19 protein-coding genes and 2 tRNA genes are annotated in these 15,332 nt (G+C 65.8%); 7 read left to right on the top strand and 14 right to left on the bottom strand.

What is annotated here, in order from left to right; translation table 11 throughout:
• Window positions 1–21 precede the first annotated feature (21 nt).
• The gene (locus tag G481_RS25935; RefSeq protein ID WP_154664615.1) at window positions 22–186 is read right to left on the bottom strand and encodes a hypothetical protein; all 165 of its coding nucleotides are present in this window, start codon (window positions 184–186) and stop codon (window positions 22–24) included.
• Window positions 187–261: 75 nt separating this feature from the next.
• Entirely contained in the window at window positions 262–579 is a 318-nt protein-coding gene (locus tag G481_RS0113870) for a TraR/DksA family transcriptional regulator (RefSeq protein WP_028030577.1), read from the bottom strand.
• Window positions 580–731: 152 nt separating this feature from the next.
• On the opposite strand from G481_RS0113870, the gene G481_RS0113865 reads away from it, so the two are divergent.
• The 4 genes from G481_RS0113865 (at window position 732) to G481_RS0113850 (ending at window position 2,983) form a co-directional block, all read left to right on the top strand.
• Entirely contained in the window at window positions 732–1,595 is an 864-nt protein-coding gene (locus G481_RS0113865) for an MBL fold metallo-hydrolase (protein WP_035026119.1), read from the top strand.
• Window positions 1,596–1,670: 75 nt separating this feature from the next.
• Complete coding sequence (locus G481_RS0113860; RefSeq protein WP_035026086.1) at window positions 1,671–2,105, top strand: YeeE/YedE family protein; 435 nt, start codon at window positions 1,671–1,673, stop codon at window positions 2,103–2,105.
• A 1-nt stretch (window position 2,106) separates the two neighbouring features.
• Window positions 2,107–2,541, top strand: a complete 435-nt coding sequence (locus G481_RS0113855) for a DUF6691 family protein (protein WP_028030574.1) — start codon at window positions 2,107–2,109, stop codon at window positions 2,539–2,541.
• Between the two features lie 10 nt (window positions 2,542–2,551).
• On the top strand, window positions 2,552–2,983 hold the full coding sequence (locus G481_RS0113850; protein WP_028030573.1) for a protein tyrosine phosphatase family protein: 432 nt from the start codon (window positions 2,552–2,554) through the stop codon (window positions 2,981–2,983).
• Here G481_RS0113850 and G481_RS25930 read toward each other — a convergent pair.
• The 8 genes from G481_RS25930 to G481_RS0113805 form a co-directional block, all read right to left on the bottom strand.
• Window positions 2,971–3,492, bottom strand: a complete 522-nt coding sequence (locus G481_RS25930; protein WP_154664614.1) for a hypothetical protein — start codon at window positions 3,490–3,492, stop codon at window positions 2,971–2,973. The two genes, G481_RS0113850 and G481_RS25930, sit on opposite strands and share 13 nt — an antisense overlap.
• Before the next feature lie 1,261 nt (window positions 3,493–4,753).
• Window positions 4,754–4,830, bottom strand: a tRNA-Asp gene (locus G481_RS0113835).
• A gap of 216 nt (window positions 4,831–5,046) precedes the next feature.
• Window positions 5,047–5,123: transfer RNA gene (locus G481_RS0113830), tRNA-Asp, on the bottom strand.
• A 296-nt stretch (window positions 5,124–5,419) separates the two neighbouring features.
• Window positions 5,420–6,493: an ABC transporter ATP-binding protein gene (locus tag G481_RS0113825; RefSeq protein ID WP_028030571.1), complete on the bottom strand. Its 1,074-nt coding sequence runs from the start codon at window positions 6,491–6,493 to the stop codon at window positions 5,420–5,422.
• Between the two features lie 59 nt (window positions 6,494–6,552).
• Complete coding sequence (locus G481_RS0113820; RefSeq protein WP_028030570.1) at window positions 6,553–7,362, bottom strand: ABC transporter permease; 810 nt, start codon at window positions 7,360–7,362, stop codon at window positions 6,553–6,555.
• Window positions 7,359–8,246, bottom strand: a complete 888-nt coding sequence (locus G481_RS0113815) for an ABC transporter permease (protein WP_028030569.1) — start codon at window positions 8,244–8,246, stop codon at window positions 7,359–7,361. The genes G481_RS0113820 and G481_RS0113815 overlap by 4 nt, the downstream gene beginning before the upstream one ends.
• A 68-nt stretch (window positions 8,247–8,314) precedes the next feature.
• Window positions 8,315–8,575 (bottom strand): hypothetical protein, encoded by a 261-nt coding sequence (locus tag G481_RS0113810; protein ID WP_028030568.1) that lies wholly within the window; start codon window positions 8,573–8,575, stop codon window positions 8,315–8,317.
• A gap of 106 nt (window positions 8,576–8,681) precedes the next feature.
• Window positions 8,682–10,067: an aminotransferase-like domain-containing protein gene (locus tag G481_RS0113805; protein WP_035026083.1), complete on the bottom strand. Its 1,386-nt coding sequence runs from the start codon at window positions 10,065–10,067 to the stop codon at window positions 8,682–8,684.
• Window positions 10,068–10,157: 90 nt separating this feature from the next.
• On the opposite strand from G481_RS0113805, the gene G481_RS0113800 reads away from it, so the two are divergent.
• Window positions 10,158–10,379, top strand: a complete 222-nt coding sequence (locus tag G481_RS0113800) for a DUF1127 domain-containing protein (RefSeq protein WP_342666587.1) — start codon at window positions 10,158–10,160, stop codon at window positions 10,377–10,379.
• A gap of 257 nt (window positions 10,380–10,636) precedes the next feature.
• Here G481_RS0113800 and rpsI read toward each other — a convergent pair whose 3' ends face one another.
• The 3 genes from rpsI to G481_RS0113785 form a co-directional block, all read right to left on the bottom strand.
• Window positions 10,637–11,122, bottom strand: coding sequence for a 30S ribosomal protein S9 (rpsI, locus tag G481_RS0113795; protein ID WP_035026079.1), 486 nt, complete (start codon window positions 11,120–11,122; stop codon window positions 10,637–10,639).
• 2 nt (window positions 11,123–11,124) lie between these two features.
• Window positions 11,125–11,589, bottom strand: a complete 465-nt coding sequence (gene rplM, locus G481_RS0113790; protein WP_028030564.1) for a 50S ribosomal protein L13 — start codon at window positions 11,587–11,589, stop codon at window positions 11,125–11,127.
• Window positions 11,590–11,898: 309 nt separating this feature from the next.
• Window positions 11,899–12,297 (bottom strand): hypothetical protein, encoded by a 399-nt coding sequence (locus G481_RS0113785; RefSeq protein ID WP_028030563.1) that lies wholly within the window; start codon window positions 12,295–12,297, stop codon window positions 11,899–11,901.
• 46 nt (window positions 12,298–12,343) lie between these two features.
• Here G481_RS0113785 and hisF point away from each other — a divergent pair, with 46 nt between their 5' ends.
• Both hisF and G481_RS0113775 read left to right on the top strand, forming a co-directional pair.
• A complete protein-coding gene (hisF, locus tag G481_RS0113780) occupies window positions 12,344–13,105 on the top strand; it encodes an imidazole glycerol phosphate synthase subunit HisF (protein WP_028030562.1) in 762 nt (253 codons plus the stop codon).
• Window positions 13,102–13,422 carry a phosphoribosyl-ATP diphosphatase gene (locus G481_RS0113775; RefSeq protein ID WP_028030561.1) on the top strand — a complete coding sequence of 107 codons (321 nt, stop codon included), beginning with the start codon at window positions 13,102–13,104 and terminating at the stop codon, window positions 13,420–13,422. The genes hisF and G481_RS0113775 overlap by 4 nt, the downstream gene beginning before the upstream one ends.
• Window positions 13,423–13,560: 138 nt before the next feature.
• Here G481_RS0113775 and G481_RS0113770 read toward each other — a convergent pair whose 3' ends face one another.
• Window positions 13,561–15,303 carry an ABC transporter ATP-binding protein gene (locus tag G481_RS0113770; RefSeq protein ID WP_028030560.1) on the bottom strand — a complete coding sequence of 581 codons (1,743 nt, stop codon included), beginning with the start codon at window positions 15,301–15,303 and terminating at the stop codon, window positions 13,561–13,563.
• Window positions 15,304–15,332 lie beyond the last annotated feature (29 nt).

Here is a 15,332-nt window from a genome sequence, read left to right as displayed (position 1 = left end):
TTGGCAAGGCCGCCGCGTCAGTTACACAGGCATGTTGTCGAACAGATCGTCCACCACCTGATCGGCCCGATCCGGGCCGGCCGAGGCGGGCAACAGCTGCGAGAGCGCCTCCAGCTCGGCGCGCAGCGCCTCGAGCGCAGGATCGCCCTGCGACAGGCGGGCGGCACGTTGGGCAAGTTCAGCCATGCGATCACTCAACTCTTTCGGTGTCATCGGTCTTCCTCCCTTGTGCGGTGCCCGCAAGGCGCGCGCTGTACCCCGTCAGGGCGCACAATTGCGGCAGAACGGCGTATGCGGCAGCGCATCCAGACGTTCGTTGGCAATCTCGGCCCCGCATTTCGTGCAATAGCCATAGTCGCCATCGGCCATACGTTGCAGGGCGGATTCGATCTGGCGCATTTCCTGCAAACCCGAATGGCCCATGCCTTCAAGGACCTCATCGGTTTCCTGCTCGATCGCCATGTCTTCCCAATCCTTGGACTGGTGGGAACTCAGCTCGTGTTCAATCCCTTGAAGCCGGGTTCTCAGCGTGGCCAGACGGCCTTCCAGCATGGATTTGCGCTCGGCATTCGTCGTCATCGCGGTCTCCCTTTGCTGCGACAACGCTGGCAGCATACGCCTGTTGCTGCCTTGACGCATGTCAATCGGGATCACAAATTTCATATTCAAATCTTGAAATATATCTTCAGGAAGCGCATATTGGCCGCAACGCAACCCACGAGGCCATGACCATGACCCCGAAAATCCACGCCTTCTTTGACGAAGCGACCAACACCATCACCTATGTCGTGCAGGAACCTGCCGGCCGTGCCTGCGCCATCGTCGATTCGGTGCTCGATTTCGACTATGCCTCGGGCCATACCGATACGCGCTCGGCCGATGCTGTGGTGGACTTCATCCAGAAGGAAGGGCTGGAGGTTGCCTGGATCCTGGAAACCCATGTTCACGCCGATCACCTGTCGGCCGCGCCCTATCTGCAGGAACGCCTGGGCGGCAAGATCGGGATTGGCGAAAAGATCACCGTGGTGCAGGACACCTTCGGCAAGATCTTCAACGAGGGCACCCGCTTTCAGCGCGATGGCAGCCAGTTCGACCAGCTGTTCAAGGAAGGCGACAGTTTTCACATTGGCCAGCTGCGCGGCGATGTGCTGCACACCCCGGGCCATACCCCGGCCTGCCTGACCTATGTGATCGGGGACGCGGCCTTTGTCGGGGACACGCTGTTCATGCCCGATTTCGGCACGGCGCGCTGCGACTTTCCTGGCGGCTCGGCAGAAACCATGTGGGATTCGATCCAGAAAATCCTGGCCCTGCCGGATGATACGCGGATCTTCGTCTGCCACGACTACAAGGCCGAAGGGCGCGACCAATACGCCTGGGAAACCACGGTCGGCGCGCAAAAGCGGCTGAACAAGCATATCGGCGCCGGCAAGTCGCGCGAGGATTTCATCCGCATGCGCACCGAACGCGATGCCCAGCTGGCCATGCCCAAGCTGATCATCCCCTCGCTTCAGGTGAACATGCGCGCAGGCCAGATGCCCGAGCCCGAGGATAACGGCATCAGCTATCTCAAGGTGCCGGTCAACGGGCTGTAAGGCCCAAGGGGCCGGACGCGCGGCCGGCCCTGCCAAAGGGGGGCAAGTGCCCTCGAACCAACAGGAAAACAGGACATGCTTATCAATCCGATCGACTGGGTCTATGGCCTGGTTGGTGGCCTCATCATCGGGGTCGCCGGTTCGGTCTATCTTTTGCTCAACGGGCGCGTGATGGGGGCCTCGGGCATTCTGGGCGGGCTGGTGGACCGCACGGGCTGGGCCACCTGGGCCGAACGTGCGTCCTTCATCGCCGGCCTTGTGCTGGTGCCGGCCATTGGCGCCGCGCTGGTGGGCGGGGCGCAAACCCATGTGACGTCAAACCTTTGGGTCGTGATCGTCGCCGGGCTGCTGGTTGGCCTTGGCACACGGCTGGCCAATGGCTGCACCTCGGGCCACGGGGTGTGCGGCATCTCGCGCCTGTCGCTGCGCGGGATTGCGGCGACCTTTGCCTATCTGCTGGCAGGCGGGGTCATCATGGTGGCGGCACGGCACTGGCTGGGGATCATCTGACATGAAGCGCAACCTTTTTGCTGCCCTGTCGGGCGGGCTGTTCGGTCTGGGCCTGCTGATCTCGGGCATGGTGGACACGACCAAGGTGCAGGGCTGGCTGGACATCTTCGGTGCCTGGGATCCGACGCTGGCCTTCGTGATGGGCGGCGCGATCATCCCCATGGCCATCGCCTGGCGCGTGGCCGCGCGGCGGCGCGTCGCGGTTCTGGGCAATGCCCTGCCCGAGCCCCCCGCACAGCGCCTGAGCACGCGGCTGATCGTCGGCTCGCTGCTGTTTGGCGCGGGTTGGGGTCTGGCGGGGCTGTGCCCGGGCCCGGCCATGGCCTCGCTGTCGTTCGGGGGGCTGGGCGGGCTTGTGTTCATGCTGGCCATGATGGCAGGTATGGGTATCGCGCCCGTGTTCAACGCCCGGGCGCCCCAGCCCAAGACCGCCTGAGGACCAGCCCATGGACATTCGCCAGATCACGCCCAGCTATTCGGTCAGCCCGCAGATCGACCCCGAGGATTTGCCGGCCATCAAGGCCGCCGGCTTCGTGCGCATCATCGACAACCGACCCGACGCGGAAATCCCGCCCAGTCACCATGCCGCAGCCATGAAGGCCGCAGCCGAGGCGCTGGGGCTGGAGTTCGTGGCGAACCCGGTCGTTGGCGGTGCGATCACCATGGACAACGTGACCGCCCAGGGCAGCGCGATCGCGGGCGCCAACGGCCCGGTGCTGGCCTATTGCGCCTCGGGCAACCGCTCCTCGATCGTCTGGGCGCTGAGCGAGGCGGGCAAGCGCCCGACCGATGACATCATTGCCCTGCCCTCGCGCCATGGCTATCAGATGGAAATGTGGCGCGACCAGATCGACACGCTGGCCGCTCAGCAGGCCTGACCCGCGACAAGACGCAAGGCGCCGCTGCCCGGCCGGGTGGCGGCGCTTTGCGTTTCATCGCCGAGCCGGCGGATCGGCCACCCCGGGCGCGCCCCCGAAGACGCCGCAGACAAGCGCGCAATCCGCACACGCAGCGCGGTGGCCTGTTCGGCCAGACTGTCCAGTTCTGCAAGCAGCGGTGCAAGGTCGGAGGCGGGGTCAACAGCAGGATCGGGCAAAGGCTTCTCCTTCGGCTCTGGTTCCCTGTCAGAGTGCCGCAGCCGGGTTAAGGAATGGCAAAGCCGACCCGGGCCCTTCAGCCTGGCGACAGGAATGCCCCCGGGGGCGGGGCCACCATCGGTCACCGGCGCAGGTTCGACACCGGGCACGACAGGGTGACCGTATCGGGCAACAGCGCGAGGCAGCGCAACCCGGGGCGTTATTCCGGACAGACTGTCCTGCAAGGCGACCATCTGATCCGCCCTGGTCTCAAACAGCGCCTCGGCCAGGAACGGCACGGTGACCTTCATGCCGGAAGGCCGCCAGCGCGCCGCGCATCCTCTGCCGACTGGGGGCCATGTCAGCGGGCAGCAGCCAATTGGCGCGCTCTTCCATAGAGACAATCGCCTTGCCCGCCCACGCAGACCCCGAAATGGCGGGTCGCTGAACGGCCGCAGCGCCGCCGTCTGATCGTCCCGTGGCGCAGCATCATCGCCGTTCCGCCAGGCATCAAAGGACGCAAGCGTGATCCGGCCTCGATCGCCTTGGTGATGGTGTCATCTCGGCGGGTCGTCGGGGGGCTGGCAACGGCACATGGCCGAACTGGACGCAGCCGCAGAGCTGGTTCATGCCGAGGCCCCGCCCCCGCGGTATCACTGGCCCCCGCCATCGGCGCGCAGCGCGACGCTTGTCGAGAGACGGTGGGTGCAGAGTGCCCCCCGCATCCTCACGGCCAGGCGCGGCCATCACGGGAAAGGCGAGGCCCTCTCGGTAACGGCGAGGATCCTGCGCGCGGGGGTCACATGCCACGGGAACTCGCGTGGAAAAGAACGCTTTCATAGGACTTTACGGGGCAAAGCTGCACAAGGACGGAAAGACCTTTAACAAGGCCAACCCCGTCGCCGCAGGCTTGTCCGCGGCGTTGTGGCCCATGGGCTGCAGTGGTCCACCGGCCGATCCGGATATGGTTCATCTTGCGATCAGCTGCGGATCGGGCACCTGCGGCGTGAATGCAGCGCAGGATGCGCCGGGGCTGCATCAAGGTGTTGGCCATCGTATCGGCCCATGCGGGCAAAGCGACGCTGTCATCCGAGGCCCGCACCCTTGCCGACGGGCACACCCTGAGCTCGCCTGTGCGGGCGACGCTGGACATTCATGGTGCCTGGCCTGGCCACGGACGCGCCGCAGATCACCGGCGCCGCGCGGTTTGCCCGGCTGGCCCCCGCAAGCTTGCCAAGGGCGCGCAAGCGGCAACGCTTGCAGGCTGTTGCCTGAGCGCAGCCATAAGGCGGGCCGGCGGGTGGCCACGGTCGTGTCGGGCGAAAGCGGCGGCCCCATGACATTTGCCAGCGATCCGACGGGCGAAGCGCCGCCACATGGTACAGCTGGCCCGCTCGTGCGGCTGGCCGAGGTGCTCCCGCACCCCCGAGCCGGGCCATGGCCCGGCACGGGGCTTTGGGCCAAGCGCCGCGCAAGCGCGGCGCGCCTCCTGCACGGGATGTGGAGCGAAACAACAGGACTGGCATGCAGCAGACACCACATATGCTCAGTCGTTTGATTTTGGAAGAAAAGTGGCGCGGTTGACGGGGCTCGAACCCGCGACCCCCGGCGTGACAGGCCGGTACTCTAACCGACTGAGCTACAACCGCGCGTGGGGGGTGAAGTATAGGATGCGCCGGGGGGCGTCAAGCGGAAGGTGACGGATTTTTCACGGAAAATTCGCAGCCTCTGGCAGCTGCTGGATCGCGATGCCCTGGGGCGCGTGCAACCCGCACCCACCAAGGATTTCACCAAAGGGTGACGCCACAGGCAGACAGATCCAAGGATGCGAAACCCTGCGGAAGCCTTTGATGGAAGAAGGAAAGTGGCGCGGTTGACGGGGCTCGAACCCGCGACCCCCGGCGTGACAGGCCGGTACTCTAACCGACTGAGCTACAACCGCGCGTGAGGGGTGAACTACAGGATGCGCCGGGGGGCGTCAAGCGGCCAAAGACAGATTTTCGCGGGAAATTTTGCGCCCCCATTCAGAGAGCCTGTCCACCTTGCAAGCCTGCCATCAGCCTGGCCTGCCCCGGCAGGCTTTGCCTTTTTCCAAATACCCCCGCCGGAGGCACGCCGCGCTTGCGCGGCGCCCGGCCCAAACCCTTGTGCCGCCCTTGGGCGGCGCAAGGGTGCGGGAGCGCGACGAACTGCCGAGTGCGTCCCGACGGGTTCATGGCGCCGTGGCCCGAGACGGATCTAGCGAAACAGAACCAGCGCGCCGGGCGACCAGGCGACGCGCGTGCGCGTGCCGCGATCCAGCACCGGGCGGCCAAAGACGTTGCGCATCGACAGCCGCACCGGGACGGCCACGCCGTCAAGCTTGACGTCGTAATAGGTCATGTCGCCGTAATAGACGACTTCCTCGATCACGCCGGGGCTTTCGCGGTCGGTAGCCTGCTGGCCTTCATACAGCAGCGTCAGCGTCTCCGGCCGGAAGCCGACCGACACCTCGCCCGTCACCGCGCCGGGGGACTGGCGGGCGCCGATGTGGCACCGCCCCAGACCTGCCACATCGACATCGAATCCATCCGCGGTTTGCGCCGCAATCGTTGCCGGCAGGAAGTTCATCGTGCCGATGAAATCCGCCACCTGCCGCGATTTCGGCAGCCGGTACAGCGTTTCGGGATCGTCCAGTTGCGCGATCTGGCCTTCGAACATCACGGCTATCCGGTCGGACATCACCAGCGCCTCTTCCTGATCATGCGTGACCAGAATGAAGGTGATGCCGACCTGACGCTGCAGCTTGATCAGCTCGACCTGCATCTGCTCGCGCATCTTCTTGTCAAGCGCCGACAGGGGTTCGTCCAGCAGCAGCACCTTGGGCTTGAGGATCAGCGCCCGCGCCAAAGCCACACGCTGACGCTGGCCGCCCGAAAGCGCATGGGCGGCGCGCTTGCCATAGCCCTTGAGGCCGACCATCTCGAGCGCCTCTTGCACGGCGCGGTCCTTTTCGGCGGCCGAACGCGGATCGCGGCGCAGGCCGAAGCCGACATTCTGCTCCACCGACAGATGCGGGAAGATGGCATAGGACTGGAACACCATGTTGGTCGGGCGCCGGTTCGCCGGCACCCCGTCCATGCTGCGCCCGTCGATCTTCAGGATGCCCGAAGATACCTCCTCGAACCCCGCGATGGTGCGCAAAAGCGTGGTCTTGCCGCAGCCCGACGGCCCCAGCAGCGAAAAGAACTCGCCTTGCCGGATCGTTGCGGTGATCCCGCGCAGGGCGTGGTAATCGCCATAGTATTTCTGGATGTTCTCCAGCTCGATCAGCGGCTTGCGGGCGGCACGTTCGGCTTCGGAGGCTTTGGCGAGGGAAGGTGCAGGCGTGCTCACAGGAAACCTCCGGTATCCTTGCCGCCGGATTTCGCGATACCGCGGCGGCGGAAATATTCGGCGACAGTCAGAAGGACGATGGACAGCAGCACCAGGATGGTCCCCAGCGCCATGATCACGGGAACCGATTGCGGGAACCGGAACTGCGAGAAGATGTAGACCGGCAGCGTGGGTTCGGTCCCTGCAAGGAAGAAGGCGATGATGAACTCATCAAGGCTGATGGTGAACGAGATCAGCAGCGACGACACGATCCCCGGTGCCACCAGCGGCAGGATGATCAGGCGAAAGGTTGACCAGCGCGTCTCGCCCAGATCATAGGCGGCCTCTTCCAGCGAGCGGTCCAGCGACTGGAAGGCCGAATTCAGGATCGCCACCGCATAGGGCGTGCAGATCAGCACATGGCCCAGGATCACCGTCCAGATCGTCAGCGGAATGCCAAGGCCCAGCAGCACCCCGAACAGCGACACCGCCACGATGATTTCCGGCAGCACCAGCGGCAGCATGACCAGCCCGGCGATGCCCCCCTTGCCCGGAAAGTTGTAGCGCGTGGCCGCGCGGGCGGTGAAGATGCCAAGGCAGGTCGCCAGCACCGCCGAGGACACCGCGATGATCAGCGAATTCTTCACCGCCGTATGCAGCGTGGGGGTGGACACCATCGCCTCGAACCACTTGGTGGTGAAGCCTTGCAACGGAAAGGCGATGATCGTCCCATCGTTGAAGGCAAAGATCGGCAACAGGATGATCGGCGCATACAGGAACAGCAGGTAGGCGACCGCATAGGTCTTGAACAGGCGGCCGCCGCTCATTTCGGACCCCGCAGGAAACGACGGTTGAGGAACAGGAAGATCAGGCTGATCGCCGTGACCATCAGCATGGCGGAAACCGCGATGGCCGAGCCGGCCGGATAGTTGTCAAGCCGCAGATATTGCAGCTGGATCAGGTTCGCGACCATCCGCCCTTCGGGCCCGCCCAGCAGCTGGGGCGTGACGTAATCGCCAATGGTCGGAATGAACACGATCAGCACCGAGGCAATGACGCCCGGCATGGCCAGCGGCAGGGTGACGCGCCAGAAGGTCATCAGCTGGCTTTCGCCCAAATCCTGCCCCGCCTCGAGCAAGGAACGGTCGATCTTTTCCAGCGCCACGAAGATCGGCAGGATGGCAAAGGGCGCATAGGCATGGGCCAGCGTGATCACCACCGAATTGACGTTATACAGAATGAAGGTCAGCGGCTCGTCGATGATGCCAAGGCCGATCAGCCCCGAATTGATCACCCCGTTGAAGCCCAGGATCACCTTCCACAGGAAGACCCGGATCAGATAGCTGGTCCAGAACGGAATGGTGATCAGGAACAGCCACATGCTCTTGCGCGAGGGCTGGACATGAAAGCTGACGAAATAGGCGACCGGAAAGGCCAGCACCACCGTCACCAGCGTCACCATCATGGCGACCCACAAGGATCGCAGCATGACCGTGCGCACCAGGGGATCGCCCCAGGCATCGATGTAGTTCTGCAGCGAGAATTCCCAGATGATGGTCAGATAACCATCCTTCAGGAAGGAATACAGGAACAGCAGCCCAAGGGGGGCGGCCAGCAGCAGCACGGCATAGATCGCCGGAGGGCTGATCAAAGCCAGCCCGTTTGCTGCCTCGGACCGGCGAAGCCGGTGCAGCGCGCCTTCGGAACTCATGACGCCCCCTGTCGGACGGATCGGTGTTTCCATTCATCTTGCACAGGGTCGGCGCGAAGGGAAGTGATTCAGCGCGCGATGGCCTCGATCGCGATGGCGCGGCGTTTCAGTTCCGCGTAAAGCGCGGGCAAGACGCGCATTTCTGCCACCGCGCTTTCCAGCGCCTCGCGCAGCGGGGCCTCGTCCGGCACCTCTGTGATGACGCGCCAGACGATGCGGCAGGCGATGCCATCGTCATAGACAATCTCGGTCTGCCCGCGCCGGCTGCGGCGAAGGCCCAGAAAATCCGAAGCGCCGCGGGCGCTGTGATAGGAGAAACTGGCGGCCATGTTCTGGTCTCGTTGCTGCTCTGTTCGGCAGACTTTCGCCGCTTGCTGACCATGGGTCAACGGGGCGGCGAAAATCCGCCGGCGCCCGAGTCTTTCCTGCCACACATCAGACCGGCAGATCGGCCGGCGGCGCGCCCAGAAGCCGGGTCAGCACCGCAAGGCCCTGCTCGAACCGCTCGCGGCTCACATCTCCGGGGATGGCAAGGCGCACGGCATTGGGCGCGCGACCATGAACCAGGGCATATTCATCGGCGGTGCGCAGCAAGACGCCCTCGGCCTCGGCCGCGCGGGCAAAGGTCGAGGCGCGCCAGCCGATCGGCAGATGCAGCCAGGCAAAGGGCAACCCCGCCTGCCAGGCCAGATCAAAGGCGCCAAGGGCATTGACCATCGCCTCGGTCCGCGCCGACAGCTCCTCGCGCACGCCATCGCGCAGGCGCCGGGCGGCGCCCGACAGCAGCAGTTCCTCGCAGATCGCGGTCAGCGGGCGCGACAGGGCGAATTGTCCGTGCTGCACGGTCAGACGGCCCGCATCGCCCATGCCGACCGGGCACAACACCCAGCCCAGCCGCAGCGCGGGCGAGACCGATTTGGACAGGCTGCCGACATAGAAGGTGCGTTCTGGGGCCAGGGCCCGAAAGGCCGGCAGGCGATCGCCCGCGACCGAATAGCAGTCGTCCTCGAGCACAAAGACCTCATGCGCCCGCGCGATCTCGGCCAGATCGGCGCGGCGCTGCACCCCCATGCGGGCGGTCGTCGGGTTCTGTGCCTCGGTCGTCAGGCAGACCAGCTTGGGCATGTGGCGCCGGCACGCAGCCTCAAACGCATCGGGGCGCATCCCCTGATTGTCGGTTTCAACGCCCACCGTTTCCGCCCGCACCAGCCGCGCGGCATGGCGCAGGCCCGGATAGGCCAGATCCTCGGTCAGCACGACCGGACGCTCGCCGCGCAAGACGCATTGCATCACCACGTTGATGCCATGCTGCCCCCCGTTGACCAGCGCGATATCCTCGGCCGCGACCGGCCCAAGCACCAGATCGGACAGCCAGCCGCAAACCGCATGGCGCAGGGGCATTTCATCGCGCTGCGCCGGATAGCCAAGCCAGGCCCCTTCCAGCCGCCCGGCCGCCGCGCGCATCGCCTGGGCAATGGCATCGCCCTGCCCGACCTCGGGCATTTGCGGCGAGCGCATGTCGATCACGCGGGTATCGGGTTCGACATGCAGCGGAACGCGCGGGCCAGGGCGCGAAGGTTCGGCGATGAAGGTGCCGCGGCCCACCACGGCCTCGGCCAGCCCCTCTTGCGTGGCCAGCTGATAGGCGCGCGCCACCGTTCCCGGCGTGATGCCCAACCGCCAGGCCAGATCGCGCACGGTGGGCAATTGCGCGCCCGGCGGCAGATCGCCCCGCCGCACCGCATCGCGCATGGCCCGTGCAAGGGCCTGATACTTGGGCCCGTCAAAGGCCGACAGATCGGGAGTCCAGATTGTATTCATCACAAAGTTTCTCTGGTGGCTGCCATCAGCACAATGTATGGGATTGATACGAGCTTTATCGGATTGTATCAATACAAAAGGTGGATGATGATGCCGTCGACTCATGCAGGCATCGCCCTTGACAGCGCGATGCGCCCCTTGCCCCCACTCTCGCGGATCGTTCTGGCGATCGCGCTGATCGTCGTGGCTTGGGAAACCCGTCGCCGCACCCGCCGCGCGATCCGACATCTCGACCCGCATCTTTTGCGCGACATCGGGCTGGACCCGGTCGATGCACGGGCCGAATCGCTCAAACCCTTCTGGCAGGGCTGAGACCCGCCGCAAAAGTCCCCTTCCTGGGCCGGAGCAATCCGGCCTTCTTTTTTTGTGCGTCGCGGTCTGTCGCGGCATTGGCTGACGACCCAAGGCAGGCCGGACACCTGCCCGGCTGACTGGCTGGCCTTGCAGGCGCCGACGCGTGTCGCCCCTCTGGTCGCTGACACACCGCCAAGGGCGAAAACCACATGGCCCCGGAACGCAAAAGGCCCGCCAGAACGGCGGGCCTTTCGATACAGTCCTTGCGGAACCGATCAGCGCTTCGAGAACTGGAAGCTGCGGCGGGCTTTCGCCTTGCCGTATTTCTTCCGTTCCACGACGCGGCTGTCGCGGGTCAGGAAGCCGGCGGCTTTCAGCGCACCGCGCAGGCTGGGTTCATAAAGCTGCAGCGCCTTCGAGATGCCGTGCTTGACCGCACCGGCCTGACCCGACAGACCGCCGCCCTTGACGGTGGCCAGCACGTCGAACTGGCCTTCGACATTGGCGATCTGGAACGGCTGCTTCAGGATCATCTGCAGCACCGGACGGGCGAAGTAGACCGACATGTCCTTGCCGTTGACGATGACCTTGCCGGTGCCGGGCTTGACCCAGACGCGGGCGACGGCGTCCTTGCGCTTGCCGGTCGCGTAGGAACGGCCGAGCGAATCGCGCACCGGCTCACGCGGGGCTTCTTCGGGGGCGGCGGCCGAGGTGCCGGCCACGGCTGCCTTCAGGTCGTCGAGCGATTTGATGTCCGACATGATCAGGCGCTCCGGGTGTTTTTCGGGTTCAGGGCTTTGACGTCCAGCACTTCGGGCTGCTGAGCCTCGTGCGGGTGGTCAGCCCCGGCGTAGACGCGCAGGTTGGTCATCTGCTGACGGCCAAGACGGTTGCGGCTGATCATGCGCTCGACGGCCTTGGTCACCACGCGCTCGGGGTGGTTGCCTTCGAGGATCTGGCGCGCGGTGCGGCTCTTGATGCCGCCCGGGTGGCCGGTGTGCCAGTAATAGACCTTGTCGTCGCGCTTGGCGCCGGTCATCTGGATCTTGTCGGCATTGATCACGATCACGTTGTCGCCCATGTCCATGTGCGGCGTGAAGGTCGGCTTGTGCTTGCCGCGCAGGATCTTGGCGACAATCGTGGCGAGGCGGCCCAGAACGACGCCCTCGGCGTCGATCAGGATCCACTTCTTCTCGATGTCCGCAGGGGTTGCGGTGAAGGTTTTCATGGTCTGACCTGTGCTTGCATCGGGGGCACTGGACCCCCGGCGTGAAAGGATGCTGCCGTATGCAGGATTGAAGGCGCACAGTCAAGCGCGGCAACTCGAATAGTTTACATACATTTCAATGACTTATGCATTAAGGTATCCAGATACCACAATTTTCCCGGTCCGCGCCCCGATTCCCGCCGACACCGCCCGTGGCAAATGCCGGATGCCTCCGGCGGGGATATTTGCATCAAGCCGAAATGGGGAGGCGTAGCGCGCTGCTTCACCTTTCTTCAAATACCCTGCAACGCCAGCCGCAGGGCCGAACGCCTAGACTTTGGCGGCGGCGGCAAACAGCGGGCCCCGGGCGACATGGGCCGCGACCGCCTCGGGCACGCCGCGGGTGATCATGCGCCGATAAATCCGTGCGCCCTGAGCCCCGCTGGCCACGACCTCGGGGGGCAGGATCGCGGCATTGGCGGCCCGCAGCGCGGCCGTCTGGGCCGCCAGCGGCATGGCATCGCGCAGCGTCTCGTGCCCCGGGCAGCCGACCAGGATGTCGGGCGGCGCCATCAGCCCGCGCGCAAGCGTTTCGGCATGGGCCTGTGCCAGCATCCGGCATTCGGCCGCGACCCTCGCTTCTCGCCCCGAAGGCGGCGGGGCAGGCTGCGGCACGGGCATTGCCGCCGCGCAACCGCCAAGAACCAGCACCAGACCCATCACCCGCATCGCACGCTCCCTTGCCCTTTTTCCCTGCATGGCCCTATATCGGCGCATGCTCAAGACCCGCATCATCCCCTGCCTCGATGTCGCTGATGGCCGCGTGGTCAAAGGCGTCAACTTCGTCAACCTGATCGACGCCGGCGACCCGGTCGAGGCTGCGCGCGCCTATGATGCCGCCGGTGCCGACGAGCTGTGCTTTCTCGACATCCATGCCACGCATGAAAACCGTGGCACGATGTTCGATCTGGTCACCCGCACGGCCGAGCAATGCTTCATGCCGCTGACCGTGGGCGGCGGGGTGCGCACACATCAGGACGTGCGGGCGCTGCTGCTCGCGGGGGCGGACAAGGTCTCGTTCAACTCGGCCGCTGTCGCCAACCCCGACGTGGTGGCAGAGGCGGCGGACCGTTTCGGCAGCCAGTGCATCGTGGTCGCCATCGACGCCAAGACGGTCGCCCCTGGCCGGTGGGAGATTTTCACCCATGGCGGGCGCAAGTCGACGGGCATCGACGCGGTGGACTTCGCCCGCACGGTCGCGGCCAAGGGCGCGGGCGAAATCTTGCTGACCTCGATGGACCGGGACGGCACGAAACAGGGGTTCAACCTGCCGCTGACCCGCACGATTGCCGATGCCGTGGATATCCCGGTGATCGCAAGCGGCGGCGTCGGCACGCTGGACCATCTGGTCGAAGGCGTGATCGAGGGCCATGCCAGCGCGGTTCTGGCCGCCAGCATCTTCCACTTCGGCACCTATACCATCGCTCAGGCCAAGGCGCATATGGCGGCCGCCGGCATCCCGGTGCGCCTGACATGAGCGATACCCTCACCCGCCTGGCCGCCACGATCGCGGCGCGCAAATCCGCCGATCCGGACAGTTCCTGGACGGCCAAGCTGCTGGCCAAGGGCCCGGAAAAATGCGCCGAGAAGTTCGGCGAAGAGGCGGTCGAGGCGATCATCGAGGCGGTCAAGGGCGACCGCGACAAGCTGGCCTCCGAGGCGGCGGATGTGCTTTATCACCTGCTGGTGATGCTTGCCGCGCGCGATGTGTCGCTGGATCAGGTGATGGCCGTGCTGGACGCGCGCGAAGGCACCTCGGGGATTGCCGAAAAGGCCGCACGCCCCAAAGGCTGAGCGGCCCCTTTCATCTGTCCGGAAATATCCTCGGGGGTTTCCAAAGGGGGCAGACAGCCCCCTTTGGCGGGGGGGGCGTCATTGGGGCGCCATTGGTTCGAGGCCCGATGACGACGGGGGGCTGGCCCCCTTGCCCGCTCAACCATCTGCAAATTGCAGCCGGCACAGGTCCGCATACAGCCCGCCGCGGGCCAGCAGTTCGGCATGGGTGCCCTGATCGACCACCTGCCCCCGGTCCATCACCACGATCCGGTCCGCCCCCTGCACCGTCGCAAGCCGGTGCGCGATGACCAGCGTGGTGCGCCCGGCCGCCAGCCGGTCCAGCGCCTCGCCGACCAGCCGCTCCGAGGCCGCATCCAGCGCGCTTGTCGCCTCGTCCAGCAGCAGCACCGGCGCATTGCGCAAGATGGCGCGGGCGATCGCCACCCGCTGGCGCTGTCCCCCCGACAGGGCCGAGCCGCGCGGGCCGACCGGGGTGTCCAGCCCCATCGGCAGACGGTCGACGAACTCGGCCGCATTCGCAGCTTCGAGCGCGGCGCGCAGATCGCTCTCGCTCAGATCGCTGCGCCCCATCGTCAGGTTCTCGCGCAAGGTCTCGTCGAACAGCCACGAATCCTGGCTGACCACCGCGATCTGGCTGCGCAGATCGGCCGGGTCGAAATCGGCCACCGGCACGCCGCCCATGGAAATCCTGCCCGATTGCGGATCGACCAGCCGGGTCAGCAGGTGGAACAGCGTCGACTTGCCCGCGCCCGACGGGCCGACGATGGCGGTGCGCTGCCCGCCCTCGGCGGTCAGCGACAGGCCCCGCAAGACCTCGGCCTCGCCATAGGACAGGCTGACATCGTCAAAGACCACCGTCGTTTTGGCCGGCAGGCGGGCAGGATGGGGCGGGGCGACGACGGCAGGGCGCAGATCCAGAAAGGCATAGATCCGCTCAAGGCTGGCCGCCGCCGTCTGCCAGGTCCCTGCCAAAGCACCCAGACGGCGCAGCGGCTGAAAGGTCAGGCTCATGGCGGTGAAGAACGACATGAACTCGCCCACCGTCCGCTCGCCCTCGATGATCTCGCGCCCGCCAAGGATCAGCACCAGGAAAAAGCCAAGCCCGGTCACCAGGTCAATCAGCGCCGGGATGAAGCTTTGGCCAAAGGCCATCTTGACCTGACCGCTGACGATATCGCCCACGATCCGTTCGAACCGCGTGGCCTGATAGCCCTCCATCCGGTTGAGCTTGACGGTGGCGATGCCGTGGAACACCTCGTCAAGCCGGGTCGCCCGCTCGCCCGAGCGGACCCGCAGCGCCGCGGTCTTGCGGCGGATATAGCGCTGCACGGCCAGCGTGGGCAGCAACAGAAGCGGCGCCCCGACCAGCGCGGCAGCCGTCCAGCGCCAGTCGATCTGCAAGGCCACCCCCATCAGCCAGACCAGCGCGATCACATCGCGCCCGATCCCCATCAGCATGACCTGCCAGATGCCCTGCACCGCCAGCGTATCGCCTTGCACCCGCTCGATCAGCGCGCCGGGCGGGTTGTCCTGAAAGAAGCGCATGTCCAGCGTCAGGATGCGGCGCAGCAGATCGACCTGCATCTGCGTGGCCGACCGCAGCGAGATGGCCGTCAGCAGCGTCTTGGAAACCACCGAGGTCAGCGCCCGCACCGCGAACAGGCCGAAGATCGCCCCACCCACCCACCAGATCGCCGCACCGTCCCCGGCGACGAAGACACGGTCGAACAGCGGCTCGAGCATCCAGGCCAGCAGGGCCAGCGTGCTGCCCTCGATCAACAGGACCACAAAGGCAAAGGCCATGCCAAGGCGATGGGGGCGCAGATAGTCGGCCCACAGACGGGAAAACAGGCGCGGCCTGCGGGGGTCATTGGCCATGGCGGGCTCCGGGCGCTTGGGTTGGCCGA

The organism is Gemmobacter nectariphilus DSM 15620, assembly GCF_000429765.1.
Taxonomy (GTDB): Bacteria; Pseudomonadota; Alphaproteobacteria; order Rhodobacterales; family Rhodobacteraceae; genus Wagnerdoeblera; species Wagnerdoeblera nectariphila.
Note: the sequence above shows the minus strand (reverse complement) of the source record. Positions and strands in the feature narration are given on the sequence as shown.

Coding starts and splice junctions, on each gene's coding strand:
- G481_RS0113820 (WP_028030570.1), bottom strand. CDS start 7,362: ATGAGCGGCGGCCGCCTGTTCAAGACCTATGCGGTCGCCTACCTGCTG.
- rpsI (WP_035026079.1), bottom strand. CDS start 11,122: ATGTCGGACATCAAATCGCTCGACGACCTGAAGGCAGCCGTGGCCGGC.
- G481_RS0113870 (WP_028030577.1), bottom strand. CDS start 579: ATGACGACGAATGCCGAGCGCAAATCCATGCTGGAAGGCCGTCTGGCC.
- G481_RS0113770 (WP_028030560.1), bottom strand. CDS start 15,303: ATGGCCAATGACCCCCGCAGGCCGCGCCTGTTTTCCCGTCTGTGGGCC.
- G481_RS0113860 (WP_035026086.1), top strand. CDS start 1,671: ATGCTTATCAATCCGATCGACTGGGTCTATGGCCTGGTTGGTGGCCTC.
- G481_RS25935 (WP_154664615.1), bottom strand. CDS start 186: ATGGCTGAACTTGCCCAACGTGCCGCCCGCCTGTCGCAGGGCGATCCT.
- G481_RS0113815 (WP_028030569.1), bottom strand. CDS start 8,246: ATGAGTTCCGAAGGCGCGCTGCACCGGCTTCGCCGGTCCGAGGCAGCA.
- hisF (WP_028030562.1), top strand. CDS start 12,344: ATGCTCAAGACCCGCATCATCCCCTGCCTCGATGTCGCTGATGGCCGC.
- G481_RS25930 (WP_154664614.1), bottom strand. CDS start 3,492: ATGAAGGTCACCGTGCCGTTCCTGGCCGAGGCGCTGTTTGAGACCAGG.
- G481_RS0113775 (WP_028030561.1), top strand. CDS start 13,102: ATGAGCGATACCCTCACCCGCCTGGCCGCCACGATCGCGGCGCGCAAA.
- G481_RS0113865 (WP_035026119.1), top strand. CDS start 732: ATGACCCCGAAAATCCACGCCTTCTTTGACGAAGCGACCAACACCATC.
- G481_RS0113855 (WP_028030574.1), top strand. CDS start 2,107: ATGAAGCGCAACCTTTTTGCTGCCCTGTCGGGCGGGCTGTTCGGTCTG.
- G481_RS0113850 (WP_028030573.1), top strand. CDS start 2,552: ATGGACATTCGCCAGATCACGCCCAGCTATTCGGTCAGCCCGCAGATC.
- G481_RS0113800 (WP_342666587.1), top strand. CDS start 10,158: ATGCCGTCGACTCATGCAGGCATCGCCCTTGACAGCGCGATGCGCCCC.
- rplM (WP_028030564.1), bottom strand. CDS start 11,589: ATGAAAACCTTCACCGCAACCCCTGCGGACATCGAGAAGAAGTGGATC.
- G481_RS0113805 (WP_035026083.1), bottom strand. CDS start 10,067: ATGAATACAATCTGGACTCCCGATCTGTCGGCCTTTGACGGGCCCAAG.
- G481_RS0113810 (WP_028030568.1), bottom strand. CDS start 8,575: ATGGCCGCCAGTTTCTCCTATCACAGCGCCCGCGGCGCTTCGGATTTT.
- G481_RS0113785 (WP_028030563.1), bottom strand. CDS start 12,297: ATGCGGGTGATGGGTCTGGTGCTGGTTCTTGGCGGTTGCGCGGCGGCA.